The sequence below is a fragment of the Pseudomonas sp. Tun-23181 genome, from assembly GCF_057415455.1.
This window is the reverse complement of record NZ_CM171630.1, coordinates 5,064,903-5,088,041: the sequence shown is the minus strand read 5'-3', so window position 1 is coordinate 5,088,041 and position 23,139 is coordinate 5,064,903. Positions and strand designations below refer to the sequence as shown.

Below are 23,139 nucleotides of genomic sequence, written 5' to 3'. Positions count from 1 at the left end.
CCCATTCGCGGACAAGCCCGCTTCCACAGGCTCGGTACCGCTCTCAGGAACGGCGCGGTCTGCGTGGGAGCGGGCTTGCCCGCGAATGGACCAGTACAAGCACCCCGGCACCACCTGAATGAGCCCGATCATGGAAACACCGAGCAAAACCCCACTCTTCGACCTGAATAGCGAACAGGGCCTGCTACGCATGTCCATCGCCGTGACCCTGTTCATCGCCAGCATCGGCATCGCTTTCGGTCTGGCCTCGGGCTCGTTCTCAATCATTTTCGACGGCGTGTATTCGCTGGTCGACGCCAGCATGAGCGGCCTGTCCCTGGTGGTGGTCAGGTTGATCACCGCCCACGCCAGGGCCACGCAGCTCTCACGCAAGCTGCGCGAACGCTTCACCATGGGGTTCTGGCACCTGGAGCCGATGGTCCTGGCACTCAATGGCATCCTGCTCACTGGCGTGGCCATCTATGCCTTGATCAACGCCGTCAGCAGCCTGCTCGAAGGCGGCCGTGAACTGGAATTCGGCGTGGCGCTGGTCTATGCGCTGGTCACCGTCGCCGCCTGCGTGGCCATCGCCGTCGTCGAGGCCCGCGCCAACCGTGGGATCGGCTCTGACTTCGTGCGCATGGACGTCAAGGGCTGGGTGATGTCGGCCAGCATCACCGCCGCGCTACTGGTCGCCTTCTGTTTCGGCTATGCGGTGCAGGGCACGAAGTGGCAATGGCTCTCGCCGTACATCGACCCAGCCGTGCTGGCCCTGGTCTGCCTGGTCATCATCCCGCTGCCGATGTCGGTGGTGCGCCAGGCGCTGGCGGACATGTTCCTGGTGACCCCGAGCGACCTGAAGCAGCATGTCGACGAAGTCGCCCAGACCTTCGTCAGCCGGCACGGCCTGCAATCCTATCGTGCCTATGTCGCCAAGGTCGGACGCTCGCGGGAGATCGAACTGTACTTCATCGTACCGGCCACCCTGGCAGCCAGGACGATCGCCGAGTGGGACGCCCTGCGCGACGAGATCGGCGCGGCCATCGGCGGCGAAGGGCCGGATCGCTGGCTCACGGTGGTGTTCACCGGCGACCCGGAATGGGCCGAGTAGAACACCGGCAATCGCGAGCGGCTTGCAGGGAGCACGGGCATCACCGTGCAGGCCATCCGTTCTTCGACAGGGAAAATATTTCAGTTGCCATTTTGGGGGCCGCTTCGCGCCCCATCGCCGGCAAGCCGGCTCCCACAAGACCGGCGGCGCTCAAAAATCACGGGCCATGCAGAGCCCCTCTGTGGGAGCCGGCTTGCCGGCGATGGGCTGCAGCGCAGCCCCAATGCCACTTAACCGACTGGCATTGACCTCAACGCCTGGCCAAAAGCCAAAATATGAAAGCCACTTTCAAAGCACAAAAAATAAGTTTTGCAGGCTTTACGCCCAGGCGAAACCTCGCCATCAACTTGACGAACCCACCCTCGACAGGCGCCATCTTCCATAATCGGCCCAAGAAGAGCCCCAACGGAAAAGCCCACGCGCTTGGCGCGATAAAATCCTTGTACTTCTGGCCACAAAATGGGCAGATGGAGTACGAAGGCTCCCCATCCCTGAAGACGACCCTTGGCACCATTTGGTGACGGCAACTCTGGCACTCAGCCAATCGCTTGGAGGCATCCACTTCCCGCCACTCCATGATAGCTAGGTAGCATCAAGGTATACCCGATGCCATAACGGTAAGACAATCACTGAGCCCCCGAGAAAGATCAAATGGATCTGGAACCAGGGAACGCAATACAGCAGCCGTCACCCGCCGCATGAGCCCAAACCCTTGATTTTTCTGGAGCAGAAATGAAATAGCCCACCATGATAGGTGGGCTATTTCATATATATGGTGGGTCGTGAAGGACTCGAACCTTCGACCAATTGGTTAAAAGCCAACTGCTCTACCAACTGAGCTAACGACCCGTTGGATGGCGCGTATAATACTGATTTCTAACGGGAAATCAACACCCCATCGCAACTTTTTTCAAAAATAGTTCGTCGGATCCTCGACACCGGCCGCCTTGAAGCCTTCGGCGCGCAGGCGGCAGCTGTCGCATTTGCCGCAAGCGCGGCCCTGATCGTCGGCCTGGTAGCAGGAAACCGTAAGACTGTAGTCCACGCCACGGGCGATACCGGCCTGGATGATCTGCGCCTTGCTCAAGTTCTGCAGCGGTGCCTGGATACGGAAGCCCTGCCCCTCGACCCCGGCCTTGGTCGCCAGGTTGGCCATGCGCTCGAAAGCCTCGACGAATTCCGGGCGGCAGTCCGGGTAACCGGAGTAGTCCACGGCGTTGACACCGATGAAAATGTCACGGGCCTCCAGCACCTCTGCCCAGCCCAGGGCCAGGGACAGGAACACCGTGTTGCGGGCCGGCACGTAGGTCACCGGGATGCCGTCACCCGGCGCCTCGGGCACGTCGATGCTGCTGTCGGTCAGGGCCGAACCACCGATACCGTTGAGGTTCAGGCCGATCACCTTGTGCTCGACCACGCCCAGGTCACGGGCGACCCGGGCCGCGGCGTCGAGTTCGGCGCGATGGCGCTGACCGTAGTCGAAACTCATGGTGTAGCAGCTGTAGCCTTCGGCCTTGGCCATGGCCACCACAGTGGCCGAGTCCAGGCCACCGGAAAGCAGGATTACCGCGCGTTTTTCTGTCATGTCTTTTTCTCCTGTCAGCGGCCCGGCTCGTCATTCCACAGCAGCTTGTGCAACTGCAGCTGGAAGCGCACGGGCAGGTTGTCGGCGACGATCCAGTCGGCAAGCGCCGTGGCATCGACCTGGTGATGGCTGGGCGAGAACAGCACCTCGCCGGCCCGCTGGTCGAGGTTGTACTGGATCAGCTTCGATACCGCCCAGTCGTAGTCCTCGCGGGAACAGATGACGAACTTGACCTGGTCGTTGCGCGTCAGGTGCTCGATGTTCTCGTAGCGGTTGCGGTGCGCCTCCTCGGAGCCGGGCGTCTTGAGGTCGACCACACGGCTCACGCGGCTATCGACCCGGGAGATGTCCAGGGCACCGCTGGTTTCCAGCGATACCTCGTAGCCGGCATCGCACAGCCGCTCGAGCAAGGGCAGCGCGTTGGGCTGGGCCAGCGGTTCGCCGCCGGTGACGCAGACGTAGCGTGGCCGGAAACCGGCCACCTGCTCGAGAATGGAGTCGAGGGTGCGAATGCTGCCGCCACTGAAGGCATAGGCACTGTCGCAGTACTGGCAGCGCAGGGGACAGCCGGTCAGGCGCACGAAAACGGTGGGCAGCCCAGCCGTTCGCGTTTCACCCTGCAAAGAGTAAAAGACTTCGGTGATGCGTAATGTGTCTTGCATGGTCGCCACGGGCGTGACAGCTGAACAGGCCATCCGCCTCCGTCAGGCACTGTCGCGGACTCGACATGGCGTTATCCGCGGCAGCGTGTTTACGTAAAAGGGCCAAGATTCTAACGAAAAAACCCGCGACGAGCGCGGGTTTCTTTCGAACGGCGATGCTCAGAGCTTCTGCAGGTCGCGCTGGGCCAGTTGCGCGGCGGAGGTGCCGGGGTACTGGGTGATGACCTGCTGGAGGATGCCCTTGACCTTGTCGGTGTGGCCGAGGCGACGTTCGACATCGGCCAGCTTGTACAGCGAGTCAGGCACCTTGCTGTGCTTGGGGTACAGCTGGCTGACCTTGGCGAAGGCCTGGCCGGCGCCTTGCAGGTCGCCTTTGGCCAGGTTCACCTCGCCGAGCCAGTACTGGGCGTTGCCGGCGTACTGGCTGTTGGGGTACTTGCGCAGGAAGGCGTTGAAGGCCTGGCTGGCCTTGTCGAAGTCCTTCTGCTTGATCAGGTCGAAAGCCGCGTCGTAGTAGAGCTTCTCTTTCGCCGGATCACCTGGTTCGCTGCTGGCGGCCGGTTGTTGGGCGGCGGCGCCAGCGGCAGCACCGGCGGCGGCACCCGGTGCGCCGCCAGTGGAGGAATTCTCGGGAGTCGCGGCAGGTGCGACACCACTGTTGATGCGACGGTCCAGATCCTGGTAGCGCTCCAGGTTCTCCTGCTTCATGCGGGCCACATCGTTCTGCAGCTCTTCGATGATGCCCTGCTGGCGGGAAATCTGGTCCTGCATCTGCTGCAGCTGCATGAACAGCTGGCCCTGTGCAGAGGCGGGAGTCGAAGCCCCCACCCCGGCATAGGCGCCGCTCGTGCCATAACCCGCAGGCGGATAGCCGCCCGCGTTGTCATCTACTACGGGAACCGCAGCCCATGCCGAAAGCGGCAGGCTGAGTGCGAGGACGGTTACAGCACGACGGCACATACGCATGGCAAATTACTTGCGCAGCTCTACGCGACGGTTCTGAGCCCAGGACTGCTCGTCGTGGCCGGTGGCAACCGGACGCTCTTCACCGTAGGAAACCAGTTCCAGCTGGGCAGGGGAAACGCCCTGCAGGACCAGGTAGCGCTGAACGGCCTTGGCACGACGCTCACCCAGAGCCATGTTGTACTCGCGGGTGCCGCGCTCGTCGGTGTTGCCTTCCAGGACAACGCGGTTGCCGTTGGCTTTCAGGTCCTTGGCGTGAACGTCCAGGGCGCGCATGGCTTCCGGCTTCAGGTCCGAGCTGTCGTATTCGAAGTAGAAGGTGGTGATTGCGCGCAGGGCGGCTTCTTCGCTCAGGCTGCCATCGACAGCACCGGTGTTGGCGCCGTAGCCAGCGTTCGGGTCGACAGCACCTTCGCCAGAATCGTCACCGCCCTTGGAGGAGCAACCTACAGCCACGGCCATGGCCAGGGCCAGCGCAGCGAATTTACCAAACTTCAGCATTTCCATCGTGAAACTCCTAATGAAACCCCAGTGTGTTAAGCAAAAATGTTACGCCGCAATCAGTTCAGGTAAGGGGACCAGGACGGTTCTCTGACTTCGCCTTGAGCGGTGGGAAGTGGGAGCCTCACGCGTCCATTGAGCGAGACGAGCATCAAGACTCCCCGGCCCTGCTGGCGGGTGGCGTAGATTAGCATGGTGCCGTTTGGCGCAACAGTGGGGGACTCGTCGAGACTGGTCTCGGACAGAATCTTTACACTTCCGCGCTGCAGGTCCTGGGCCGCCACCTTGAAGTTGGTGAAACCCTGCTGGCGATGGATCATCACCAGGGTCTTCTCGTCCGCCGAAAGTTTCGGGTTGGCGTTGTAGTTACCCACGAAGGTCACGCGCTCGGCACCACCGCCACTGACCGACGTCTTGTAGATCTGCGGCTTGCCGCCACGGTCGGAGGTGAAGTACAGGGTGTTGCCATCCTTGCCCCAGAACGGCTCGGTGTTGATGCCCGGGCCGGCGGTGACGCGGCTGATCTGGCGCGAGGCCACGTTCATCACGTAGATGTCCGGGTTGCCGTCCTTGGACAGCACGAACGCCAGGCGCGAACCGTCAGGCGACCAGGCCGGGGCACCATTGAGGCCCTCGAAGTTGGTGACCTGCTCGCGGCGGCCGGTGTCGATGTGCTGGATGAAGATGCGCGGCCGGCGCTGCTCGAACGACACGTAGGCGATGCGCTTGCCATCCGGGGCGAAACGCGGCGACAGGATCGGCTCGCGGGACTGCAGCAGGGTCACTGCACGGGCACCGTCGTAGTCCGAGCGCTGCAGGGTGTAGCGGGTGTTGTTGGTGGAGAAGCGCTCGGCGGTCACATACAGCATGCGGGTGGAGAACGCCCCCTTGATGCCGGTGAGCTTCTCGAACGACTGGTCGGCGATGTAGTGGGCCATGTCGCGCAACTGGTCGACGCCGCCGGCGACGCTGCCGGTCAGCACTTGCTGCTCGGTGGCGACGTTGAACAGGGCGTACTGCACCTGCAGGCGGCCACCGGCCGGCACGATGTTGCCGACCATCACGTACTGGGCGCCCAGGGCCTTCCAGTCGCGGAAGATCACTTCGCTGGCCTGGGTCGGCTGGCTGATCATGTTCTGCCGTGGAATCGGCGCGTAGTAGCCAGAGTTGCGCAGGTCGTTGCCGATGATCTCGGCCATGTCTTCCGGCAGCACGCTACCGCCCTGCAGGCCGAACGGCACCACCGCGATAGGCGTTGCCCGGTCGCTGCCGCTGGTGACCAGGATGTTCTTTTCCTCTGCCACGGCCATGCCTGCCACGCAGCAGAGCATGACCAGCAGTCCTCGAAGGAGTTTAATCACAACGATAGATCCTCAGGTGTAAATGTCATCTTGAATGAACGATACGGATTGAACTCGTTCGGCTTCAAGCCCTGCATCTCGGTCAGTCGACCAATGTTCCTCACTGCCGCCACCGCCGAACTGTCGAACGGGCCGTCGCCGCTTGAGCGGGACACGCTGACGTTGGTGATGGTGCCATCCGGCAGCATGTTGATCTGCAGGACTACCGTCATGCCCCTGCGTGCGGATGGCGGACGCGCCCAACCTTCGGCCGCGCGCATGCGGATCAGGTCGTCGAAATCGCCGGCCACCTGGTCGCCCTGCTCGTCGGCCAGCGCCTGCTGCCGCTCGGTGGTGTCGGACAGAAGCTCGGCCAGGGCCTGTGCCTTCTTGTCCTCGGCCGCCTTGCGAGCCGCTTCCTGTGCCTTTTTCTTCTGGGCTTCTGCCGCGGCCTTCTTCTTGGCCTCTTCAGCTGCCTTTTTCTTCGCTTCCTCGGCCGCCGCTTTCTTCTTGGCGTCCTCGGCCGCTTTCTTCTTGGCTTCTTCGGCGGCCTTTTTCTTGGCCTCCTCGGCAGCCTTCTTCTTTTCTTCCTCGGCTTTCTTCTTGGCGATGTCGGCCTGCTGCTTCTCGGCGGCCTTCTTCGCCTCCTCGGCCTTCTTGGCTTCGGCGGCCTTCGCCGCTTCCTCGGCCTTCTTCGCCTCGGCGGCCTCACGGGCCTGCTCGGCCTTTTGAGCAGCCTCGGCTTTCTTTTGTTCCGCAGCCTTCACGGCCTCCTGCTCGACCTTCTTCTGCTCCAGCTGTTCGACTTCGGTCTGGCGCGAGGCGGTTTTCTTCGCCTCCCCGGCAATCTTCTGATTGGTCTGGGTGGTCGCCTGGCTCTTGGACTTGAGCTGGTAGAGCGTGGCCTGGACGATGGGCTTGGAGGGCGGCAGCTCAGGCGTCATGGCAAAGCTGACGAACAGCATGGCGAACACCAGCACATGCAGGCCGATGGCCCAGACACTGGGCCAGAAGTAGCTTTCCGAGGCGGATGGCTCTCGCTGTTGCATCAGGGCGCCTCGGTAATCAGGCCAACGTTTCCGACACCGGCCTTCTGCAACCCGCCCATGGCGCCCATGACAGCACCGTAGTCGACGGCCTTGTCGCCACGGATGAAGACCTGGGTCTGCTTGCCCTGGTCACGGCCGGCGGCAATGATCTTGGTCACGGCGTCGGTCATTTCCGGCAAGGTCATGGCCTTGTCCATCTGCTTGTCGGTATCGACTTCGCTGCCGAGGTTCCAGTAGTAGGTCTTGTCGGCCTTGATCGAAATGGTCAGGATCTGAACGTTGTTGTCCTGCGGCAAGGCTTCGCTGGAAACCTTGGGCAGGTCCACCTTCACGCCCTGGTTGAGCATGGGGGCGGTCACCATGAAGATGACCAGCAGCACCAGCATCACATCGATGTAGGGCACCACGTTCATCTCGGCGACCGGCTTGCGTTTGTGGCGAACTCGGGCCATGGGCTTCTACCTGATCACTCTTCGCTGGTGTGCACTTTGCGGTGCAGGATCGCCTGGAACTCGTCGGCGAACGTGTAGTAACGGCCGATCAGCACTTCACTGCGCGCGGAGAAGCGGTTGTAGGCGATGACCGCCGGGATCGCGGCGAACAGGCCGATCGCGGTGGCGATCAGGGCCTCGGCGATGCCCGGTGCGACGGTGGCGAGGGTGGCCTGTTGGGCACTGGCCAGGCCGCGGAAGGAGTTCATGATGCCCCAGACGGTACCGAACAGGCCGATGTACGGGCTGGTGGAGCCGACGGTGGCGAGGAACGGCAGGCTCTGCTCGAGCTTCTCTTCCTCACGGGAAATGGCCACGCGCATGGCACGGCCCACGCCTTCCATCACCGCATCCGGATCGACGCCAGGTTGCTGGCGCAGGCGCGAGAACTCCTTGAAGCCGGCCCGGAAGACCTGCTCGACGCCCGAATCCGGATCGGGGTTGCTGCCGGCCTGGCGGTACAGCTTGGACAGGTCGATACCCGACCAGAAGCGCTCCTCGAAGGTATCCAGCGCACGACGACCGGCGCGCAGCATGTTGCTGCGCTGGAAGATCATGATCCATGAGGTGACCGAGGCTGCCACCAGGGTCAGCATCACCAGCTGCACCACGATGCTGGCATTGCTGACCAGACTCCACATGGAGGTATGGTCGACGACGTTAGCTTCCACGCTTATTCTCCTGCGTTCGATTGAGTACCCGTGCCGTCCGCCAGGAAGGCGTCGCGCAGTTCTGGGGGTATGGCCCGGGGTTTGAAAGTGTCGGCGCGCACGGCGGCCACCAGGAACTGCCCTTCGCAGAGCAGCACTTCATCCTTTTCCCGCCAGACCTGCTGCACGAAGCGCAGGCTGGCGCGATTCAATTCAAGCACTTGCGCGGTCACCCGCAGCGTATCGTCCAGGCGTGCCGGCGCGTGGTAGCGCGCTTCGCTGGAATGGACCACGAACAACAGGTTCTGGCCGGCCAGTTCGGCCTGGGAGAAGCCCAGGTGGCGCAGCCGTTCGGTACGCGCTCGCTCCATGAATTTCAGGTAGTTGACGTAATACACCACGCCACCTGCGTCGGTGTCCTCGTAATAGACGCGACAGCGGTGTGCGAACGGTTCCAGGCCATTTTGCGCGCGCATACTCTAGTGCTTACTCCTCAGCTTGCCAATCCGCCCCGGCAACTGTTTTTTCATCGATAATGTCGTATTGCCAGCAGGCCGATGGCATGCCAGCGGTAGGACCACGAAAAACCCGATTCGATCTGTCATTCATCGCCCGGGTCGGAAAAATCTCCGCCCTCGGCCAGGCGTCCGGGAATGTTCAGGCCGAAGTGCAGGTAGGCGTGCCGGGTGACCACACGGCCACGGGGTGTGCGCATGATGTAGCCCTGCTGGATCAAGTACGGCTCGAGCACGTCCTCGATGGTATGGCGCTCCTCGCTGATGGCTGCGGCCAGGCTGTCGACCCCCACCGGGCCGCCATCGAACTTCTCGATCATGGTCAGCAGCAGGCGCCGGTCGGAATGGTCGAAGCCGCGCTCGTCCACGTCCAGCAGGTTCAACGCCATGTCGGCCACTGCCTTGGTGATCTGCCCCTTGCCACGCACCTCGGCGTAATCGCGTACACGGCGCAGCAGGCGGTTGGCGATCCGCGGGGTACCGCGGGCGCGGCGGGCGATCTCGAAGGCGCCCTGCTCTTCGATCGGCAGGCCGAGGATGTTGCCGGAACGGCTGACGATGGTGGCCAGGTCGGCGTTGTTGTAGAACTCCAGGCGCTGGACGATGCCGAAGCGGTCGCGCAGCGGGTTGGTCAGCATGCCCGCCCGGGTGGTGGCGCCGACCAGGGTGAAAGGCGGCAGGTCGAGCTTGATCGAACGCGCCGCCGGCCCCTCGCCGATCATGATGTCCAGCTGGAAGTCCTCCATGGCTGGGTACAGCACCTCCTCGACCACCGGCGACAGGCGATGGATCTCGTCGATGAACAGCACGTCATGGGGTTCGAGGTTGGTCAGCAGGGCTGCCAGGTCGCCAGGGCGCTCGAGGATCGGCCCCGATGTGCTCTTGATCGACACGCCCATCTCTTGGGCGATGATGTTGGCCAGGGTGGTCTTGCCCAGCCCGGGCGGGCCGAAGATCAGGGTGTGGTCGAGGGACTCGCCACGGGCGCGGGCGGCCTGGATGAACAGCGCCATCTGCTCGCGCACCACCGGTTGGCCGATGTACTCCTCCAGGCGCAGCGGACGGATCGCCCGATCCTGGACTTCCTCGCGGTCACGCCCGCTGGCGGCGATCAGTCGGTCGGCTTCGATCACTTGGCGATCATCCCTTTGAGGCTACGGCGGATCAGCTCTTCGCTGCTCAGGCTGGCCTTGCCTTCGATGGCCGAGACGGCCTTGCTCGCTTCCTGGGGCTTGTAGCCCAGGGAGATCAGCGCACTGACCGCATCGGCCTCGGCGTTGGAGAGACTGGACACCGGCAGCGGGCCGTCGGCGACCAGGGTGAACATGGCCGGCGAGGTTTCCCAGGCCTTGAAGCGGTCCTTGAGCTCGACCAGCAGACGCTCGGCGGTCTTCTTGCCGACACCAGGCACGCGCACCAGCGCCGAGGTGTCCTGGGCCTGGACGCAACGCACCAACTCATCGGCCTCCAGGCCCGACATCAGGGCCAGGGCCAGCTTGGGCCCCACGCCGTTGAGCCGGATCAGCTCACGGAACAGCTCGCGCTCGCGCTTTTCGAAGAAGCCATACAGCAGATGGGCATCCTCGCGCACCACCAGATGGGTATGCAGGGTCACCGTCTCGCCCACCTTGGGCAAGCGATACAGGGTCGTCATGGGGACTTCCAGCTCGTAGCCCAGGCCATTGACATCGACTATCAGGTGCGGCGGCTGCTTTTCCGCCAGGGTGCCGCGCAAACGTCCAATCACGTTCCGATCCTTCCTCTCGGGCGCCGGTCGGCGACCGGACAACCCTATCAGCAAATGCAACGGGTGAACGCTTCACCCAGACAAAATGTGTATCAGGGCATGAAGCCGCTACAGACGCAAGCGCCCGCCGCGTCGTCGCGCCGTGGCCAGGCCGTGGGGCACCAGGCTGGAACGGGTGTGGGCATGACACAGGGCGATGGCCAAGGCGTCGGAGGCATCGACCTGCGGCTTCTGGGTCAGCTTGAGCAAGTGCATGACCATCAGCATCACCTGCTCCTTGTTGGCACCGCCGGTGCCGGCCACCGCCTGCTTGACCTGGCTGGCGCTGTATTCGGCGATCTCCAGCCCCTCTTCCACCGCCGCGACGATGGCCGCGCCCCGGGCTTGACCGAGCTTGAGCGCCGAATCGGCGTTGCGCGCCATGAACACCCGCTCGATGCCCATGGTCACAGGGCCATGCAGGCGAATGATCTCACGCACGCCACGAAACACGATCTGCAGCCGCTCCTGCAGCTCGCCGCCACCGGTGCGGATGCAGCCCGACGCCACGTACTCGCAGCCATGCCCGACCTGGCGCACCACGCCGTAGCCGGTGATGCGCGAGCCGGGGTCGATACCAAGAATCAAAGTCATAAGGCCTGCAATGCCGGGGAAATAGGGAAGCCGGGGCTTCGGGAATGGCCAGGGCCCGTTGCTGTCAGTGCTGAGCCTGTACGGGCAGGTCAGGCGGTGTTGGGTCTTGGTGCTGACCGGGACGCCAGGCCGCCGCGAAGGGTCAGCAAGAACGCCTGGCATCCACGCGGCTGGCCCGTGCCTTCCCGACCACCTTAGCCGAGTTTTTCCATGATCTCGTCGGAAATCTCGGCATTGGAGTGGACGTTCTGCACGTCATCCAGGTCTTCGAGCATGTCGATCAGCCTGAGCACCTTCTCGGCGCCGTCCTGGTCCAGCTCGGCGGTGGTGCTCGGCTGCATCACGATCTCGGCGTCGGAGCTCTTGTAGCCGGCCTCTTCCAGTGCGCTGCGCACGGCGTAGAAGTCCTGGAACGAGGTGAAGACCTCGAACGAGCCGTCGTCATTGGCCACCACGTCCTCGGCGCCAGCCTCCAGGGCCGCCTCCATCAACGCGTCCTCCTCAAGGCCCAGTTCGGCGGCAAAGCTGATCTGCCCCTTGCGCTCGAACAGGTAGGCCACGGAGCCGTCGGTGCCCAGGTTGCCGCCACACTTGGTGAAGGCGTGGCGCACTGCCGCCGCGGTACGGTTGCGGTTGTCGGTCATGGCCTCGACCATGATCGCCACGCCGCCGGGGCCGTAACCTTCGTAGGTCAGTTCCTCGACATTGTCGTTCTCGGCGGTCCCGGCGCCGCGAGCGATGGCGCGATCGATGACGTCGCGGCTCATGTTGGCGCTCAGGGCCTTGTCCTGGGCCAGGCGCAGACGCGGGTTGGACGCCGGGTCAGGGCCGCCCTGCTTGGCGGCGACGGTCAGTTCGCGGATCCATTTGGTGAAGATCTTGCCTCTCTTGGCATCCTGGCGCCCCTTGCGGTGCTTGATGTTCGCCCATTTGGAATGACCAGCCATATCGACTCCGAATCCTTGAAACACAAACAGGTTCCGCCCCGGAGGGCGGAACACGAGAAATCCTGCGCAAAAGCGCAAGGGCACCCGTCGAGGGTGCCCGGGGTCCGCTTACTCGACCTTGGTCTGCTCGCGCAGGCGGATGTGCAGCTCGCGCAGGGCCTTGGCATCCACCATGCCAGGAGCCTGGGTCATGACGCAGGCAGCGCTCTGGGTTTTCGGGAAGGCGATCACTTCACGGATCGACTGGGCGCCGGTCATCAGCATGACCAGGCGGTCCAGGCCAAAGGCCAGGCCACCATGGGGCGGCGCACCGAATTTCAGGGCGTCGAGCAGGAAGCCGAACTTCTCCTGCTGCTCGTCGGCGTCGATGCCCAACAGACGGAAGACCGCCTGCTGCATTTCCTTGCGGTGGATACGGATAGAACCGCCACCCAGCTCGGTGCCGTTGAGCACCATGTCGTAGGCACGCGACAAGGCGGCGGCCGGGTTGGCCTCCAGCTCCTCGGGGGTGCACTTGGGCGCGGTGAACGGGTGGTGCAGGGCAGTGAAGCTGCCGTCGTCGTTCTCTTCGAACATCGGGAAGTCGACGACCCACAGCGGTGCCCATTCGCAGGTCAGCAGCTCGAAGTCGTGGCCCAGGCGGATACGCAGCGCACCCAGGGCCTCGCTGACGATCTTGGCCTTGTCGGCGCCGAAGAACACGATATCGCCATCGACCGCGCCGACGCGATCGAGGATCACGTTCAGGTTGGCCTCGGGGATGTTCTTGACGATCGGCGACTGCAGGCCCTCGACGCCCTTGGCGCGCTCGTTGACCTTGATGTAGGCCAGGCCCTTGGCACCGTAGATACCGACGAACTTGGTGTATTCGTCGATGCGGCTGCGCGGCATGCTGGCGCCGCCCGGCAGGCGCAGGGCGGTGACGCGGCACTTCGGATCGTTGGCCGGGCCGGCGAAGACCTTGAACTCGACGTCCTTGAGCTGGTCGGCGACGTCGACCAGTTCCAGCGGGATGCGCAGGTCAGGCTTGTCGGAGCCGTAGCGGCGCATGGCCTCCTCGAAGGTCATGTGCGGGAACTCGCCGAACTCCAGGTCCAGCACTTCCTTGAACAGCTTGCGGATCATGCCCTCGGTCAGGCCCATGATCTCGGCTTCGTCGAGGAAGCTGGTCTCGATGTCGATCTGGGTGAATTCCGGCTGGCGGTCGGCACGCAGGTCTTCGTCGCGGAAACACTTGGCGATCTGGTAGTAGCGGTCGAAGCCGGCGACCATCAGCAGCTGCTTGAACAGTTGCGGCGACTGCGGCAGGGCGAAGAAGCTGCCGGCGTGGGTACGGCTCGGCACCAGGTAGTCACGCGCGCCTTCCGGGGTGGCGCGGGTCAGGATCGGCGTCTCGACGTCGAGGAAGCCGTTGTCGTCCAGGTAGCGGCGGATGCTGCTGGTGATACGCGAACGCAGGCGCAGCTTGTCGGCCATTTCCGGGCGACGCAGGTCGATGAAGCGGTAGCGCAGGCGGGTTTCCTCGCCCACGTCGGAATATTCGTTGAGCGGGAAGGGAGGCGTCTCGGCCTCGTTGAGCACCTTCAGCTCGTAGCCCAGCACCTCGATGGCACCGGAGGCCATGTTCGGGTTGACCGCACCGGCCGGACGCAGGCGCACCTTGCCGGTGACCTGCACCACGTATTCGCTGCGCACGCGATCGGCAGCGGCGAAGGTCTCGGCGCGATCCGGGTCGAAGACGACCTGGGCCATGCCTTCGCGGTCACGGATATCGAGGAAGATCACCCCGCCGTGGTCGCGGCGACGATGGACCCAGCCGCAAAGGGTGACTTCCTGGCCGTCCAGGCGCTCGTTCAGTTGGCCGCAATAATGGCTGCGCATCATGATGGTGGTTTCGCTTCTCGTGATTCGTGTATTCGGTGGAGGTCTTGGCCGCCCAAGGGGCTAATACTGCAAGACCTGGTCACAGCAATTCAACTCAGTCGGCCTTGTCGCCGCCTGCCAGATTCTTTTTCGCCCCGGTCTTGAAGTCGGTCTCGTACCAGCCGGTGCCGCTCAGTCGAAAGCCTGGCACCGACAACAGTTTCTTCAGTGCCGGCGCCTGGCATGCCGGGCAATCGGTCAGCGGCGCGGCGCTGATCTTCTGCAACACCTCGAGCCGGTGATCGCAGGATGCACATTGATAGTCATACAGGGGCATGGGTGTCTCTCGTCAACCACAACAACGCTGGCTGCCGGGGCAGCAAAAAGCGGGATTATATATGGTTAACGAGAGCAGTGCAGCCCGCCCGCGATCAGCGCACACTGGGCGGATCGAGCAACCAGGCGACGCAGATGACGCGGACCAGCCCGCTGAAGTTCCTCGCCCCGCCGTGGCGCAGGTGGACCTCGCGATCCACGTACGACAACACGGCGCTGACCGTGCAGCGATTGGCCTCGGCGATACGCTCCAGGATCCGCCAGTAGACCGCCTCCAGGCGCAGGCAGGTGGCCAGGCCGTTGAGCCGTACGGAGCGAGAGACCGGCCGCACCTGCATCATGTCGAAATCAGCCCTGAATGGGTCCATACAGTGCTTGTCTGGCCATTTTCCTGGGCGAACGCTCCGCTTGCCGCTCTGTAACAGGTTCTCCACCGCATCACTCCATCGCCATGGGACATGGCCTTAATGAAGCGCCGGCAAGCCCTCGCAAAGCAGCGGCAAAACCTTCCCCGCGCACCATGAAAAAGCCCGGATCCAGCGACTGGATCCGGGCTTGCACAGCGTTCGGGGCCGGGAGGACGATCACTTGCCGTCGAGCAGCACCCGCAGCATCCATGCCGTTTTTTCATGCACCTGCATACGCTGGGTCAGCAGGTCGGCGGTCGGTTCGTCGCTGACCTTGTCCACCACCGGGAAGATACTGCGTGCCGTGCGCACCACTGCTTCCTGCCCCTGGACCAGCTGGCGGATCATCTCTTCTGCCGGCGGCACACCCTCCTCCTCTTCGATCGAGGAGTGGCGTGCGTAGAACGCATAGGAGCCCGGCGCCGGGAAACCCAACGCCCGGATGCGCTCGGCGATCGAGTCGACGGCCAGGGCCAGTTCGTTGTACTGCTCCTCGAACATCAGGTGCAGGGTACGAAACGAAGGGCCAGTGACGTTCCAATGGAAGTTATGGGTTTTCAGATACAGCACGTAGGTATCCGACAACAGGCGGGAAAGTCCTTCGACGATGGACTTGCGATCTTCTTCACTGATACCGATATCGATTGCCATGACGCTCCCCTTTCCATAAGGCTTGATCATCAAGCGGGCACGAAACACTGTATCAGACTCGTCCGATCCTGCATGTGACCCAAGGCAACACATCGCCCGGTAGTTTGAGAAGCCACTGTCTTTGCGGTTAAATAGCAGGGTGCCACCCGTGCGGACTGTCATTGCCGGGTGCATAGGCTGGCCAGCCGCGTGATCGCGCCCTATACCTCATGCGCACCGCGCGGCCAGCTCTTCCTGTGATCGGCCTTATCAACGTGAGCCAACCCAAATGTTCAAGATCGTCCACCTGGTGACGGGCGTTGCGGCTTTGCTGCTATCGCTCATACCCAGCCTGAAAACCGATGCGACACCCTTCCTGCAGCAACCCGAAGCCGTCTACCTGGCCTTGCTCGGCCTGCTCAACCTGCTCCTGGCGCCCGTGCTGCCGCTCTACTACAAAGGCGCTCGCCAGCAACTGCAATACGCGGCCTGCGCCCTGCTGGTAGTGGCGGTGATCCTGCAGACCGTCACGCTCCTGGCGCGCCCGGAACTGGGCGACATCCCCGCCCTGCTCTGCGCCACGCTGGCCGTGGCCCTGCACCTGGGCGCGGGCTTTGCCCGCAGCACCCGGAAGGCCCGCGCAAGCCAGGGCACCGTGCAAGAGGGCGGCCGGCGCGATACCGGCACCGTCAAGTGGTTCAACACCTCCAAGGGCTTCGGCTTCATCTCCCGTGACAGCGGCGACGATATCTTCGTGCACTTTCGCGCCATCCGCGGCGAAGGGCATCGCGTGCTCGTCGAAGGCCAGCGCGTGGAGTTCTCGGTGATGCACCGGGACAAGGGCCTGCAGGCCGAAGACGTGGTCGCGGTCTCCCGCCGCTGATCCCTCGCGGCCCTGGCGCAGCGGCCTCCCGCCGCACCAGGGCCGACGCCTCCTCAATAATGCGGCGGCGGTGGTTCCTCGCCGTCCTCACCGACCTGTCCGACCATCTCCTCGTAACGCTCGATCAGTTCGGTCATCTGCAATTGCAGGCGCTCGATCACCCGGCCCTGCTCGACCAGCACATCGTTGAGCGCCTGGATGGTGTCGTCCTGGAACGCCTGGCGGCTTTCCAGCTCGATGATTCGCGACTCCAGTGACATAGCCTCATACCTCCTTGAAGTCATCGCTCAAGACCGCCCGCAAACGCTGGCGTACCGCCTCGACCTGTTCATCGGTGTAGGCCACGGCCGGCTGCCGCCCCCAGACCGGAGCCGGCCAGGCAGCATCGTCGCGACGGCGCACGATCACATGCATGTGCAACTGGCTGACCACATTGCCCAGGGTCGCCACGTTCATCTTGTCGGCGGCGAAGCTGTCCTTGAGCGTCTCGGCCAGGTAGGTGGTTTCCTTCCAGAGCTGGCGCTGGTCGGCCTCGTCCAGCTGGAACAGCTCACTGACATCGGCACGCCGTGGCACCAGGATGAACCAGGGATAGTTGGCATCCTTGCTGAGCAGCAGGCGGCACAATGGAAAATCCCCCAATACCAGGGAATCCTGCTGCAGACGTGAATCCATGACGAACACGACGAACCTCCTCGAGACCAACAGCCCAGCGAATGCGGGCAACATGGCTAAAGGATACCCTGCTTCGCCCAGGCAAGCATGCAATCGCCTCACATGCCCAGGCGCGGTAACACAGCGCTACTTTTCGCACCAAAATGAGGCCTTGGCGTGAAACAAGCCACATTTCTCCCCACTTGGACCACTCAGGATGAACAGTCGCCGGTAACACATTGACTTTCATGGCAGCTCTTTCGCATCACACCTTGCTCGATCCTGGCACACCATCAGACAGCCATTCCCCCGTGTTTGCGGCGGTTTTCCGACCAATCGCCAGGCAAATGTGAAAATTTCATGAATCGGCGGCAATTTTGAGCACGCTTGTTGCATTCCTTTCCGACCAAGTCGGCACGCCACCTGCATCGGCAGATGGACGCGACAAATAACAACAGCGATATGGACACCCCAGGGAGTTTCACCAACCGACCGATGTTTACACATTTGTTACGGCTGCGAGAAACAGCGCTGGCGTTGTGCGTCCCAAGAAAAAAGGGACGTGATTTGCGACATGGAAAACACTAATTGCGACAGGGGAAAAAAGTTAGCGAAAGATTGTTTTCCCCATATCGCCAAGAACAGTCAGCGTGATATACATTTTCGCCGACATAACAAGAAAGAGCTGCCCCTATAACTAAAAAACCAGGGTGCAGCGGTACTCTTCCTAAAAACCAAAGGAGCAAATCACGATGCGCGTGATGAAGTGGAGCATGATCGCCCTGGCCGTTGCGGCAGGGACCTCGCAGTTGGCCGTGGCCTCTTCGCAGGATGAATCCAAGGGTTTCATTGAAGACAGCAAGCTGAACGTCAAGACCCGTATGCTGTATTTCAGCCGTGACTTCCGTAACAACCCCAGCGGCACCCAGAGCCGCGTGGAAGAAACCGGCCTTGGCTTCCTCGGCACCTTCGAGTCCGGCTTCACCCAAGGCACCATCGGCGTCGGTGTCGATGCCATCGGCATGCTCGGCCTGAAACTCGACAGCGGCAAGGGCCGCGCCGGTACCGGCCTGTTCCCGGAGGGCTCCGATGGACGCTCCCAGGATGACTACTCCGAAGGCGGTGCTGCGGTCAAGTTCCGTATCTCCGATACCGTCCTGAAAGTCGGCAACCAGTTCACCGAACTTCCGGTCTTTGCAACCGACGACAGCCGCTTGCTGCCAGAGGTTGCCGAAGGCGCATTGATCACCTCAAACGAGATCTCGGGCCTGACGCTGCATGCTGGCCGTTTCACTGGCATGAACGCCCAGGAGCAAACCCATCATGACAGCCTGCACCTGAAGGAGGCCAAGGTATTCGGTGGCACCTACGCCTTCAGCGACAACCTGAGCACCAGCCTGTACTACTCCAAGGTCGAGGACTACTGGCGCAAGTACTACGCCAACATCAACTGGGCATTGCCGATCGCCGACAACCAAGGCCTGACGTTCGACTTCAACATCTATGACACCAAGAGCGACGGCGCTGGCTTGCAGCGTGCCGCCAAGGATGACGAAACCAAACTCGACAACCGCGCGTTCAGCCTGTCCGGCGCCTACAACATCGGCGCTCATACCTTCACCCTGGCCTTCCAGCGCGTGACTGGTGACGGTGACTACGGCTACGGCGTCGACGGTGGCGGTACCGTGTTCCTGGCCAACTCCATCGCCCGCTCCGACTTCAACGCTGAAGACGAGAAGTCCTGGCAGGCCCGCTACGACCTGAACTTCGCCGAATACGGCATTCCAGGCCTGAGCTTCATGACCCGCTATGCCCGTGGTACCGGCGCCAACACCGCCACCACCAACAACGGCAAAGAGTGGGAGCGCGACATCGACATCAAGTACGTCCTGCAGGAAGGCCCGGCCAAAGACCTGAGCTTCCGTATCCGCCAGGCCACCTACCGCTCCAGCGATGGCGTCTACTACGGCTCCCCATCCCTGGACGAGCTGCGCCTGATCGTCGAGTACCCGCTGAGCATCCTGTAAGCCTGGCTTGCAGTGCCCTGCACTTGAAGAAGCCCGGCGATCGCGCCGGGCTTTTTCTTGGCTGACACCCTTCAAGGCCTGCTGCATTCTGTACGGAGATAAACCATCCCCGTACAATGCGGGGTCATTTCAACGTCTTAGGCAATCGACACGGCTCACCATGCGCACCAGTCAATATTTGCTCGCCACCCAGAAAGAAACCCCCGCCGACGCGGTGGTCATCAGCCATCAGCTCATGCTGCGTGCCGGCATGATCCGCAAGCTGGCCTCGGGCCTGTACACCTGGCTGCCGATGGGCCTGCGGGTGATGCGCAAGGTCGAGGCCGTGGTACGCGAAGAGATGAACGCCGCCGGCGCTCTGGAAGTGCTGATGCCGAGCATCCAGCCCGCCGAGCTATGGCAGGAATCCGGCCGCTGGGAACAGTACGGCCCGGAGCTGCTGCGCCTGAAGGACCGCCATGACCGCGACTTCTGCGTAGGCCCGACCCACGAAGAGGTGATCACCGACCTGGCGCGCAACGAGCTGTCCAGCTACAAGCAACTGCCGCTCAACCTGTACCAGATCCAGACCAAGTTCCGTGACGAGATCCGTCCGCGCTTCGGCCTGATGCGCGGCCGCGAGTTCATCATGAAGGACGCCTACTCCTTCCATGCCGACCAGGCTTCCCTGCAGGAAACCTACGACCGCATGCACCAGGCGTACACCAACATCTTCACCCGCCTGGGCCTGGACTTCCGCCCGGTGCAGGCCGACACCGGCTCCATCGGCGGCAGCTACTCCCACGAGTTCCATGTCCTGGCCGAGTCCGGCGAAGACGATGTGATCTTCAGCGACAGCTCCGACTACGCGGCCAACATCGAGAAGGCCGAGGCCATCCCGCGCGAAACCGTGCGCCCGGCCCCCACCGAGGAGCTGCGCCTGGTCGACACGCCGGACGCCAAGACCATCGCCCAACTGGTCGAGAACTACGGCCTGCCGATCGAGAAGACCGTCAAGACCCTGATCGTGCGCGGTGCCGAGGAAGGCAAGCTGGTCGCCCTGATCGTGCGCGGCGATCACGAACTGAACGAGATCAAGGCCGCCAAGCTCGAGCAGGTCGCCGACCCACTGGTGATGGCTACCGACGCCGAGCTGCGTGCCGCCATCGGTGCCGGCGCAGGCTCCCTGGGCCCGCTGAACCTGCCGCTGGAGTGCATCATCGACCGCTCGGTCGCCCTGATGAGCGACTTCGGCATCGGCGCCAACATCGACGACAAGCACTACTTCGGCGTCAACTGGGAACGCGACCTGCCGGTCCCGCAGGTCGCCGACCTGCGCAACGTGGTCGAAGGCGACCCGAGCCCGGACGGCCAGGGCACCCTGGTGATCAAGCGCGGCATCGAAGTCGGCCACATCTTCCAGCTCGGCACCAAGTACAGCGAAGCGCTCAAGTGCCAGGTACTGGGCGAGAGCGGCAAGCCGGTCACCCTGTCCATGGGCTGCTACGGTATCGGCGTATCCCGCGTGGTCGCCGCGGCCATCGAGCAAAGCCATGACGACAAGGGCATCATCTGGAACGACGCCCTGGCGCCCTTCCACATCGCCCTGGTACCGCTGCGCTACGAGACCGAAGCCGTGCGCGAGGCCACCGACAAGCTGTACGCCGAGCTGACCGCTGCCGGTTACGAGGTACTGCTGGACGACCGCGACAAGAAGACCAGCCCCGGCATCAAGTTCGCCGACATGGAACTGATCGGCATCCCGCACCGCATCGTGGTCAGCGACCGCGGCCTGGCCGACGGCAACCTGGAGTACAAGCATCGCACCGAGCAGGATGCCCAGCCCGTACCGCTCGCCGAGGTGCTGACCTTCCTGCAAGCCCGCGTCCGTCGCTGATAGCCAATGCCCGAGTGAACATGTCCAAGCGAAGTACCTTTACCCTGGGGGGCGCCGCACTCTGCGGCGCCCTGCTCGTCAGCGGCTGCGCCAACCAGATGTCCCAGCGCAGCGAACATGAGGAGCGCGTCGAGCGCAAGTTGCTCGAACACACGCTGCAGATCGACGTCGGCGAGCCGAAGGTGATGGCGCTTCCCCAGCGGCGCGTGCGGGTTCACGAGCAGAAGCGCTTCGAGGTCACCGAGTTCGAGGTCACCCGTCGCTACGACCGCTACACGCCCTACCAGCCCTGGCGGGAAATCTACGAGATCCCCCTGGGCGCGGTGGCCGTGGTCGCCGGGGTCGGTGCCAACGTGGTCAACGTGTTCGCCCTGGGCAACCTGCCACACAGCGTCACCCACGACTGGCTCGACTATGGCGTGGCCGGGCTCAACCCGTTCATGAACGTGCAGTCCAACGGCCGTGCCCAGCAGAACCTGGCCGGCATCAGCGAAGTGCAAAAAGGCAAGCGCGAGGAGTACACCAGCCTGCCGTGGAGCGAGCGACTGGTCGAGGTCAAGGCCGGCAAGCTGACCCATGAGCTGACCACTGACCGCAACGGCGTCTTGCGCCTGAATCTGCTCGACAGCCCGTTCTCCGAACAGAACCTCAGCCATATCGGCACCCTGCACCTGCAGGTCGTCGACGAGGACAACGGCGTGCGCGGCGATGCCAGCCTGCTGGTCAGCGGTAACCTGCGCAGCAAGCTGCTGGAAGCCCATGACCTGATCTTCGATGACCTGGAGGACGACGATGTCGGCCAATGGGTCCACCGGGTCAAGCGCCTGTCGGAGCTGGGCCTGGAAGAGGAAGCCAGCGAGCTGGAACAGAGCCTGATCGAGCTGACCCGCAACGATCCGGAGCTGCAGCAGGAATTTCTGCATACGCTGACCAAGGACACCGGGCGACTGGTGGCCGATCCAGGCGTGCATTAAATCTGCTGGGCCTTGTTGGGCTGCTTTGCAGCCCCAGGATCACAAAGCCAGAAGATGAGCGCACTACTACAGAAGCTGAGGCGGAAAAAGCTCCAACTGCTCATGGGTACCCCGCAAGTCGCGCAGCCGCACCCCCACCCCCAGCAACCGCACCGGTTTGCCGCCCCGGGCAAAGGCCTGGCTGAGCAACTGTCGGTAGCTCTCCAGGTCACGCCCTGCCCCTGCCTGCTCCAATGTGGTCTGGCTGAAGTCGTGGAACTTGACCTTGACGAAGGGCTTTTCCGGCTTGTAGCTGCTGTCCATGCGCGCGACCCGCTCGTTCAGGCTGTCCAGCAACCGGGGTAGTTTCTCCAGGCAACTCGACAGGTCCGGCAGATCCGTATCGTAGGTATTTTCCACACTGACCGACTGACGCCGGCTGTCGTTCTGCACGAGCCGCTCGTCGATGCCCCGTGCCAGGCCCCACAGACGCTCGCCGAAACTGCCGAACTCACGCACCAGGGTCAGGCGCGGCCATTCGCGCAGCGTCAGGCAGGTGTCGATGCCAAGGCGCGCCAGCTTGTCTGCCGTGACCTTGCCCACGCCATGCAGCCTGGCGACCGGCAAGGCGGCGACAAAATCCTCCACCTGCGCCGGCGTGATGACGAACAACCCATCGGGTTTGCGCCAGTCGCTGGCGATCTTGGCCAGGAACTTGTTCGGCGCCACGCCGGCCGAGACGGTGATGTGCAACTGCTGCGCGACGCGCCGGCGTATGTCTTGGGCGATCCGCGTGGCACTGCCGGCGAACCACTGGCTGTCGCTGACATCCAGGTAGGCCTCGTCCAGCGACAATGGCTCTATCAACTCGGTGTAGTCACGGAAGATCGCCTGGATTTCGCGGGACGCTTCGCGGTAGGCCTCGAAGCGCGGCTTGACGATCAACAAATCGGGGCACAGCTTGAGCGCATGCCGGGACGACATGGCCGATCGCACCCCATAGGCCCTCGCCTCATAGTTGCAAGTGGCAATCACCCCACGCTGCTCCGACGCCCCGCCGACCGCCATCGGGCGGCCAGCCAAACGCGGGTCGTCACGCATCTCGATGGCGGCATAGAAGCAATCGCAGTCGATATGGATGATCTTGCGCAAGGACATGGATGGCCGTCAGCACTGTAAATTCATACAGATATTACTCCACTGGATGGAGACGGGACAGCCCACGGACAGGGTCAACGGGAAAACCACCGACAAACGCCATACAAGCCCCGCCATTACTGAGCCGCAGCCCATATGGAAGCGCTAAGGGATTGAACGAAAAAGGATTTTTTCCATAA

At 63.0% G+C, this 23,139-nt stretch carries 25 protein-coding genes and 1 tRNA gene; 5 read left to right on the top strand and 21 right to left on the bottom strand.

Going from position 1 to position 23,139, the window contains the following annotated elements; all coding sequences use genetic code 11:
• The first annotated feature begins 130 nt into the window (after window positions 1-130).
• Window positions 131-1,090 (top strand): cation diffusion facilitator family transporter, encoded by a 960-nt coding sequence (locus ACDI39_RS24075; protein WP_225787403.1) that lies wholly within the window; start codon window positions 131-133, stop codon window positions 1,088-1,090.
• Between the two features lie 773 nt (window positions 1,091-1,863).
• On the opposite strand, the gene ACDI39_RS24070 is transcribed toward ACDI39_RS24075, so the two are convergent.
• The 18 genes from ACDI39_RS24070 to ACDI39_RS23985 all read right to left on the bottom strand — a co-directional run bounded on the left by ACDI39_RS24070 (window position 1,864) and on the right by ACDI39_RS23985 (window position 15,430).
• Window positions 1,864-1,939 (bottom strand) — tRNA-Lys (locus tag ACDI39_RS24070).
• A 61-nt stretch (window positions 1,940-2,000) separates the two neighbouring features.
• On the bottom strand, window positions 2,001-2,675 hold the full coding sequence (gene queC / locus ACDI39_RS24065) for a 7-cyano-7-deazaguanine synthase QueC (RefSeq protein WP_253079951.1): 675 nt from the start codon (window positions 2,673-2,675) through the stop codon (window positions 2,001-2,003).
• A gap of 14 nt (window positions 2,676-2,689) precedes the next feature.
• On the bottom strand, window positions 2,690-3,337 hold the full coding sequence (queE, locus tag ACDI39_RS24060; RefSeq protein WP_225787401.1) for a 7-carboxy-7-deazaguanine synthase QueE: 648 nt from the start codon (window positions 3,335-3,337) through the stop codon (window positions 2,690-2,692).
• Between the two features lie 159 nt (window positions 3,338-3,496).
• Complete coding sequence (gene ybgF / locus ACDI39_RS24055; RefSeq protein ID WP_225787400.1) at window positions 3,497-4,303, bottom strand: tol-pal system protein YbgF; 807 nt, start codon at window positions 4,301-4,303, stop codon at window positions 3,497-3,499.
• A gap of 6 nt (window positions 4,304-4,309) precedes the next feature.
• Window positions 4,310-4,807 carry a peptidoglycan-associated lipoprotein Pal gene (pal, locus tag ACDI39_RS24050; RefSeq protein WP_225787399.1) on the bottom strand — a complete coding sequence of 166 codons (498 nt, stop codon included), beginning with the start codon at window positions 4,805-4,807 and terminating at the stop codon, window positions 4,310-4,312.
• A gap of 53 nt (window positions 4,808-4,860) precedes the next feature.
• The gene (tolB, locus tag ACDI39_RS24045) at window positions 4,861-6,132 is read right to left on the bottom strand and encodes a Tol-Pal system beta propeller repeat protein TolB (protein ID WP_225787470.1); all 1,272 of its coding nucleotides are present in this window, start codon (window positions 6,130-6,132) and stop codon (window positions 4,861-4,863) included.
• A gap of 26 nt (window positions 6,133-6,158) precedes the next feature.
• Window positions 6,159-7,190, bottom strand: coding sequence for a cell envelope integrity protein TolA (gene tolA / locus ACDI39_RS24040; protein WP_225787398.1), 1,032 nt, complete (start codon window positions 7,188-7,190; stop codon window positions 6,159-6,161).
• Window positions 7,190-7,642, bottom strand: a complete 453-nt coding sequence (tolR, locus tag ACDI39_RS24035; protein ID WP_084854486.1) for a protein TolR — start codon at window positions 7,640-7,642, stop codon at window positions 7,190-7,192. Before tolR ends, tolA begins: the two co-directional genes overlap by 1 nt.
• A gap of 14 nt (window positions 7,643-7,656) precedes the next feature.
• Window positions 7,657-8,352, bottom strand: a complete 696-nt coding sequence (gene tolQ, locus ACDI39_RS24030; RefSeq protein ID WP_225787397.1) for a protein TolQ — start codon at window positions 8,350-8,352, stop codon at window positions 7,657-7,659.
• A gap of 2 nt (window positions 8,353-8,354) precedes the next feature.
• Window positions 8,355-8,807: a tol-pal system-associated acyl-CoA thioesterase gene (ybgC, locus tag ACDI39_RS24025; protein WP_225787396.1), complete on the bottom strand. Its 453-nt coding sequence runs from the start codon at window positions 8,805-8,807 to the stop codon at window positions 8,355-8,357.
• 125 nt (window positions 8,808-8,932) lie between these two features.
• Window positions 8,933-9,979, bottom strand: a complete 1,047-nt coding sequence (gene ruvB / locus ACDI39_RS24020) for a Holliday junction branch migration DNA helicase RuvB (protein ID WP_225787395.1) — start codon at window positions 9,977-9,979, stop codon at window positions 8,933-8,935.
• On the bottom strand, window positions 9,976-10,593 hold the full coding sequence (gene ruvA / locus ACDI39_RS24015; RefSeq protein ID WP_225787394.1) for a Holliday junction branch migration protein RuvA: 618 nt from the start codon (window positions 10,591-10,593) through the stop codon (window positions 9,976-9,978). Before ruvA ends, ruvB begins: the two co-directional genes overlap by 4 nt.
• Before the next feature lie 108 nt (window positions 10,594-10,701).
• On the bottom strand, window positions 10,702-11,226 hold the full coding sequence (gene ruvC / locus ACDI39_RS24010) for a crossover junction endodeoxyribonuclease RuvC (RefSeq protein ID WP_225787393.1): 525 nt from the start codon (window positions 11,224-11,226) through the stop codon (window positions 10,702-10,704).
• Window positions 11,227-11,420: 194 nt separating this feature from the next.
• A complete protein-coding gene (locus ACDI39_RS24005) occupies window positions 11,421-12,173 on the bottom strand; it encodes a YebC/PmpR family DNA-binding transcriptional regulator (protein WP_253090635.1) in 753 nt (250 codons plus the stop codon).
• Between the two features lie 108 nt (window positions 12,174-12,281).
• The gene (gene aspS / locus ACDI39_RS24000) at window positions 12,282-14,057 is read right to left on the bottom strand and encodes an aspartate--tRNA ligase (protein ID WP_225787391.1); all 1,776 of its coding nucleotides are present in this window, start codon (window positions 14,055-14,057) and stop codon (window positions 12,282-12,284) included.
• A gap of 94 nt (window positions 14,058-14,151) precedes the next feature.
• Window positions 14,152-14,373: an FmdB family zinc ribbon protein gene (locus ACDI39_RS23995; RefSeq protein WP_225787390.1), complete on the bottom strand. Its 222-nt coding sequence runs from the start codon at window positions 14,371-14,373 to the stop codon at window positions 14,152-14,154.
• A gap of 94 nt (window positions 14,374-14,467) precedes the next feature.
• Window positions 14,468-14,740, bottom strand: coding sequence for a ribbon-helix-helix domain-containing protein (locus tag ACDI39_RS23990; RefSeq protein ID WP_225787389.1), 273 nt, complete (start codon window positions 14,738-14,740; stop codon window positions 14,468-14,470).
• Window positions 14,741-14,956: 216 nt separating this feature from the next.
• A complete protein-coding gene (locus tag ACDI39_RS23985; RefSeq protein WP_225787388.1) occupies window positions 14,957-15,430 on the bottom strand; it encodes a Dps family protein in 474 nt (157 codons plus the stop codon).
• A 268-nt stretch (window positions 15,431-15,698) separates the two neighbouring features.
• On the opposite strand from ACDI39_RS23985, the gene ACDI39_RS23980 reads away from it, so the two are divergent.
• A complete protein-coding gene (locus tag ACDI39_RS23980) occupies window positions 15,699-16,292 on the top strand; it encodes a cold shock domain-containing protein (RefSeq protein WP_317235040.1) in 594 nt (197 codons plus the stop codon).
• 53 nt (window positions 16,293-16,345) lie between these two features.
• On the opposite strand, the gene ACDI39_RS23975 is transcribed toward ACDI39_RS23980, so the two are convergent.
• Together ACDI39_RS23975 and ACDI39_RS23970 are read right to left on the bottom strand one after the other, a co-directional pair.
• Entirely contained in the window at window positions 16,346-16,552 is a 207-nt protein-coding gene (locus ACDI39_RS23975) for a SlyX family protein (RefSeq protein ID WP_253079949.1), read from the bottom strand.
• Window positions 16,553-16,556: 4 nt separating this feature from the next.
• Window positions 16,557-16,976, bottom strand: coding sequence for an HIT family protein (locus ACDI39_RS23970; RefSeq protein ID WP_225787386.1), 420 nt, complete (start codon window positions 16,974-16,976; stop codon window positions 16,557-16,559).
• 722 nt (window positions 16,977-17,698) lie between these two features.
• Between ACDI39_RS23970 and ACDI39_RS23965 the strand changes: the two genes are divergently transcribed.
• From ACDI39_RS23965 to ACDI39_RS23955, 3 genes are all read left to right on the top strand, one after another.
• The gene (locus ACDI39_RS23965) at window positions 17,699-18,973 is read left to right on the top strand and encodes an OprD family porin (RefSeq protein WP_225787385.1); all 1,275 of its coding nucleotides are present in this window, start codon (window positions 17,699-17,701) and stop codon (window positions 18,971-18,973) included.
• Between the two features lie 160 nt (window positions 18,974-19,133).
• The gene (locus ACDI39_RS23960) at window positions 19,134-20,849 is read left to right on the top strand and encodes a proline--tRNA ligase (protein WP_225787384.1); all 1,716 of its coding nucleotides are present in this window, start codon (window positions 19,134-19,136) and stop codon (window positions 20,847-20,849) included.
• A 20-nt stretch (window positions 20,850-20,869) separates the two neighbouring features.
• Window positions 20,870-21,823, top strand: a complete 954-nt coding sequence (locus ACDI39_RS23955) for a hypothetical protein (protein WP_486537129.1) — start codon at window positions 20,870-20,872, stop codon at window positions 21,821-21,823.
• A gap of 66 nt (window positions 21,824-21,889) precedes the next feature.
• Here ACDI39_RS23955 and dinB read toward each other — a convergent pair whose 3' ends face one another.
• Complete coding sequence (gene dinB / locus ACDI39_RS23950; protein ID WP_486539034.1) at window positions 21,890-22,954, bottom strand: DNA polymerase IV; 1,065 nt, start codon at window positions 22,952-22,954, stop codon at window positions 21,890-21,892.
• Window positions 22,955-23,139: the final 185 nt, after the last annotated feature.

Excerpts from the sequence above, each read along its gene's own strand:
- queE (WP_225787401.1), bottom strand. The coding sequence starts at position 3,337 with ATGCAAGACACATTACGCATCACCGAAGTCTTTTACTCTTTGCAGGGT.
- queC (WP_253079951.1), bottom strand. The coding sequence starts at position 2,675 with ATGACAGAAAAACGCGCGGTAATCCTGCTTTCCGGTGGCCTGGACTCG.
- aspS (WP_225787391.1), bottom strand. The coding sequence starts at position 14,057 with ATGATGCGCAGCCATTATTGCGGCCAACTGAACGAGCGCCTGGACGGC.
- ACDI39_RS23965 (WP_225787385.1), top strand. The coding sequence starts at position 17,699 with ATGCGCGTGATGAAGTGGAGCATGATCGCCCTGGCCGTTGCGGCAGGG.
- ybgC (WP_225787396.1), bottom strand. The coding sequence starts at position 8,807 with ATGCGCGCGCAAAATGGCCTGGAACCGTTCGCACACCGCTGTCGCGTC.
- tolR (WP_084854486.1), bottom strand. The coding sequence starts at position 7,642 with ATGGCCCGAGTTCGCCACAAACGCAAGCCGGTCGCCGAGATGAACGTG.
- ACDI39_RS23980 (WP_317235040.1), top strand. The coding sequence starts at position 15,699 with ATGTTCAAGATCGTCCACCTGGTGACGGGCGTTGCGGCTTTGCTGCTA.
- tolB (WP_225787470.1), bottom strand. The coding sequence starts at position 6,132 with ATGCTCTGCTGCGTGGCAGGCATGGCCGTGGCAGAGGAAAAGAACATC.
- tolA (WP_225787398.1), bottom strand. The coding sequence starts at position 7,190 with ATGCAACAGCGAGAGCCATCCGCCTCGGAAAGCTACTTCTGGCCCAGT.
- ACDI39_RS24075 (WP_225787403.1), top strand. The coding sequence starts at position 131 with ATGGAAACACCGAGCAAAACCCCACTCTTCGACCTGAATAGCGAACAG.
- ACDI39_RS23960 (WP_225787384.1), top strand. The coding sequence starts at position 19,134 with ATGCGCACCAGTCAATATTTGCTCGCCACCCAGAAAGAAACCCCCGCC.
- ACDI39_RS23990 (WP_225787389.1), bottom strand. The coding sequence starts at position 14,740 with ATGGACCCATTCAGGGCTGATTTCGACATGATGCAGGTGCGGCCGGTC.
- ACDI39_RS23995 (WP_225787390.1), bottom strand. The coding sequence starts at position 14,373 with ATGCCCCTGTATGACTATCAATGTGCATCCTGCGATCACCGGCTCGAG.
- ACDI39_RS23975 (WP_253079949.1), bottom strand. The coding sequence starts at position 16,552 with ATGTCACTGGAGTCGCGAATCATCGAGCTGGAAAGCCGCCAGGCGTTC.
- ruvC (WP_225787393.1), bottom strand. The coding sequence starts at position 11,226 with ATGACTTTGATTCTTGGTATCGACCCCGGCTCGCGCATCACCGGCTAC.
- pal (WP_225787399.1), bottom strand. The coding sequence starts at position 4,807 with ATGGAAATGCTGAAGTTTGGTAAATTCGCTGCGCTGGCCCTGGCCATG.
- ACDI39_RS23985 (WP_225787388.1), bottom strand. The coding sequence starts at position 15,430 with ATGGCAATCGATATCGGTATCAGTGAAGAAGATCGCAAGTCCATCGTC.
- ybgF (WP_225787400.1), bottom strand. The coding sequence starts at position 4,303 with ATGCGTATGTGCCGTCGTGCTGTAACCGTCCTCGCACTCAGCCTGCCG.
- ACDI39_RS24005 (WP_253090635.1), bottom strand. The coding sequence starts at position 12,173 with ATGGCTGGTCATTCCAAATGGGCGAACATCAAGCACCGCAAGGGGCGC.
- ACDI39_RS23955 (WP_486537129.1), top strand. The coding sequence starts at position 20,870 with ATGTCCAAGCGAAGTACCTTTACCCTGGGGGGCGCCGCACTCTGCGGC.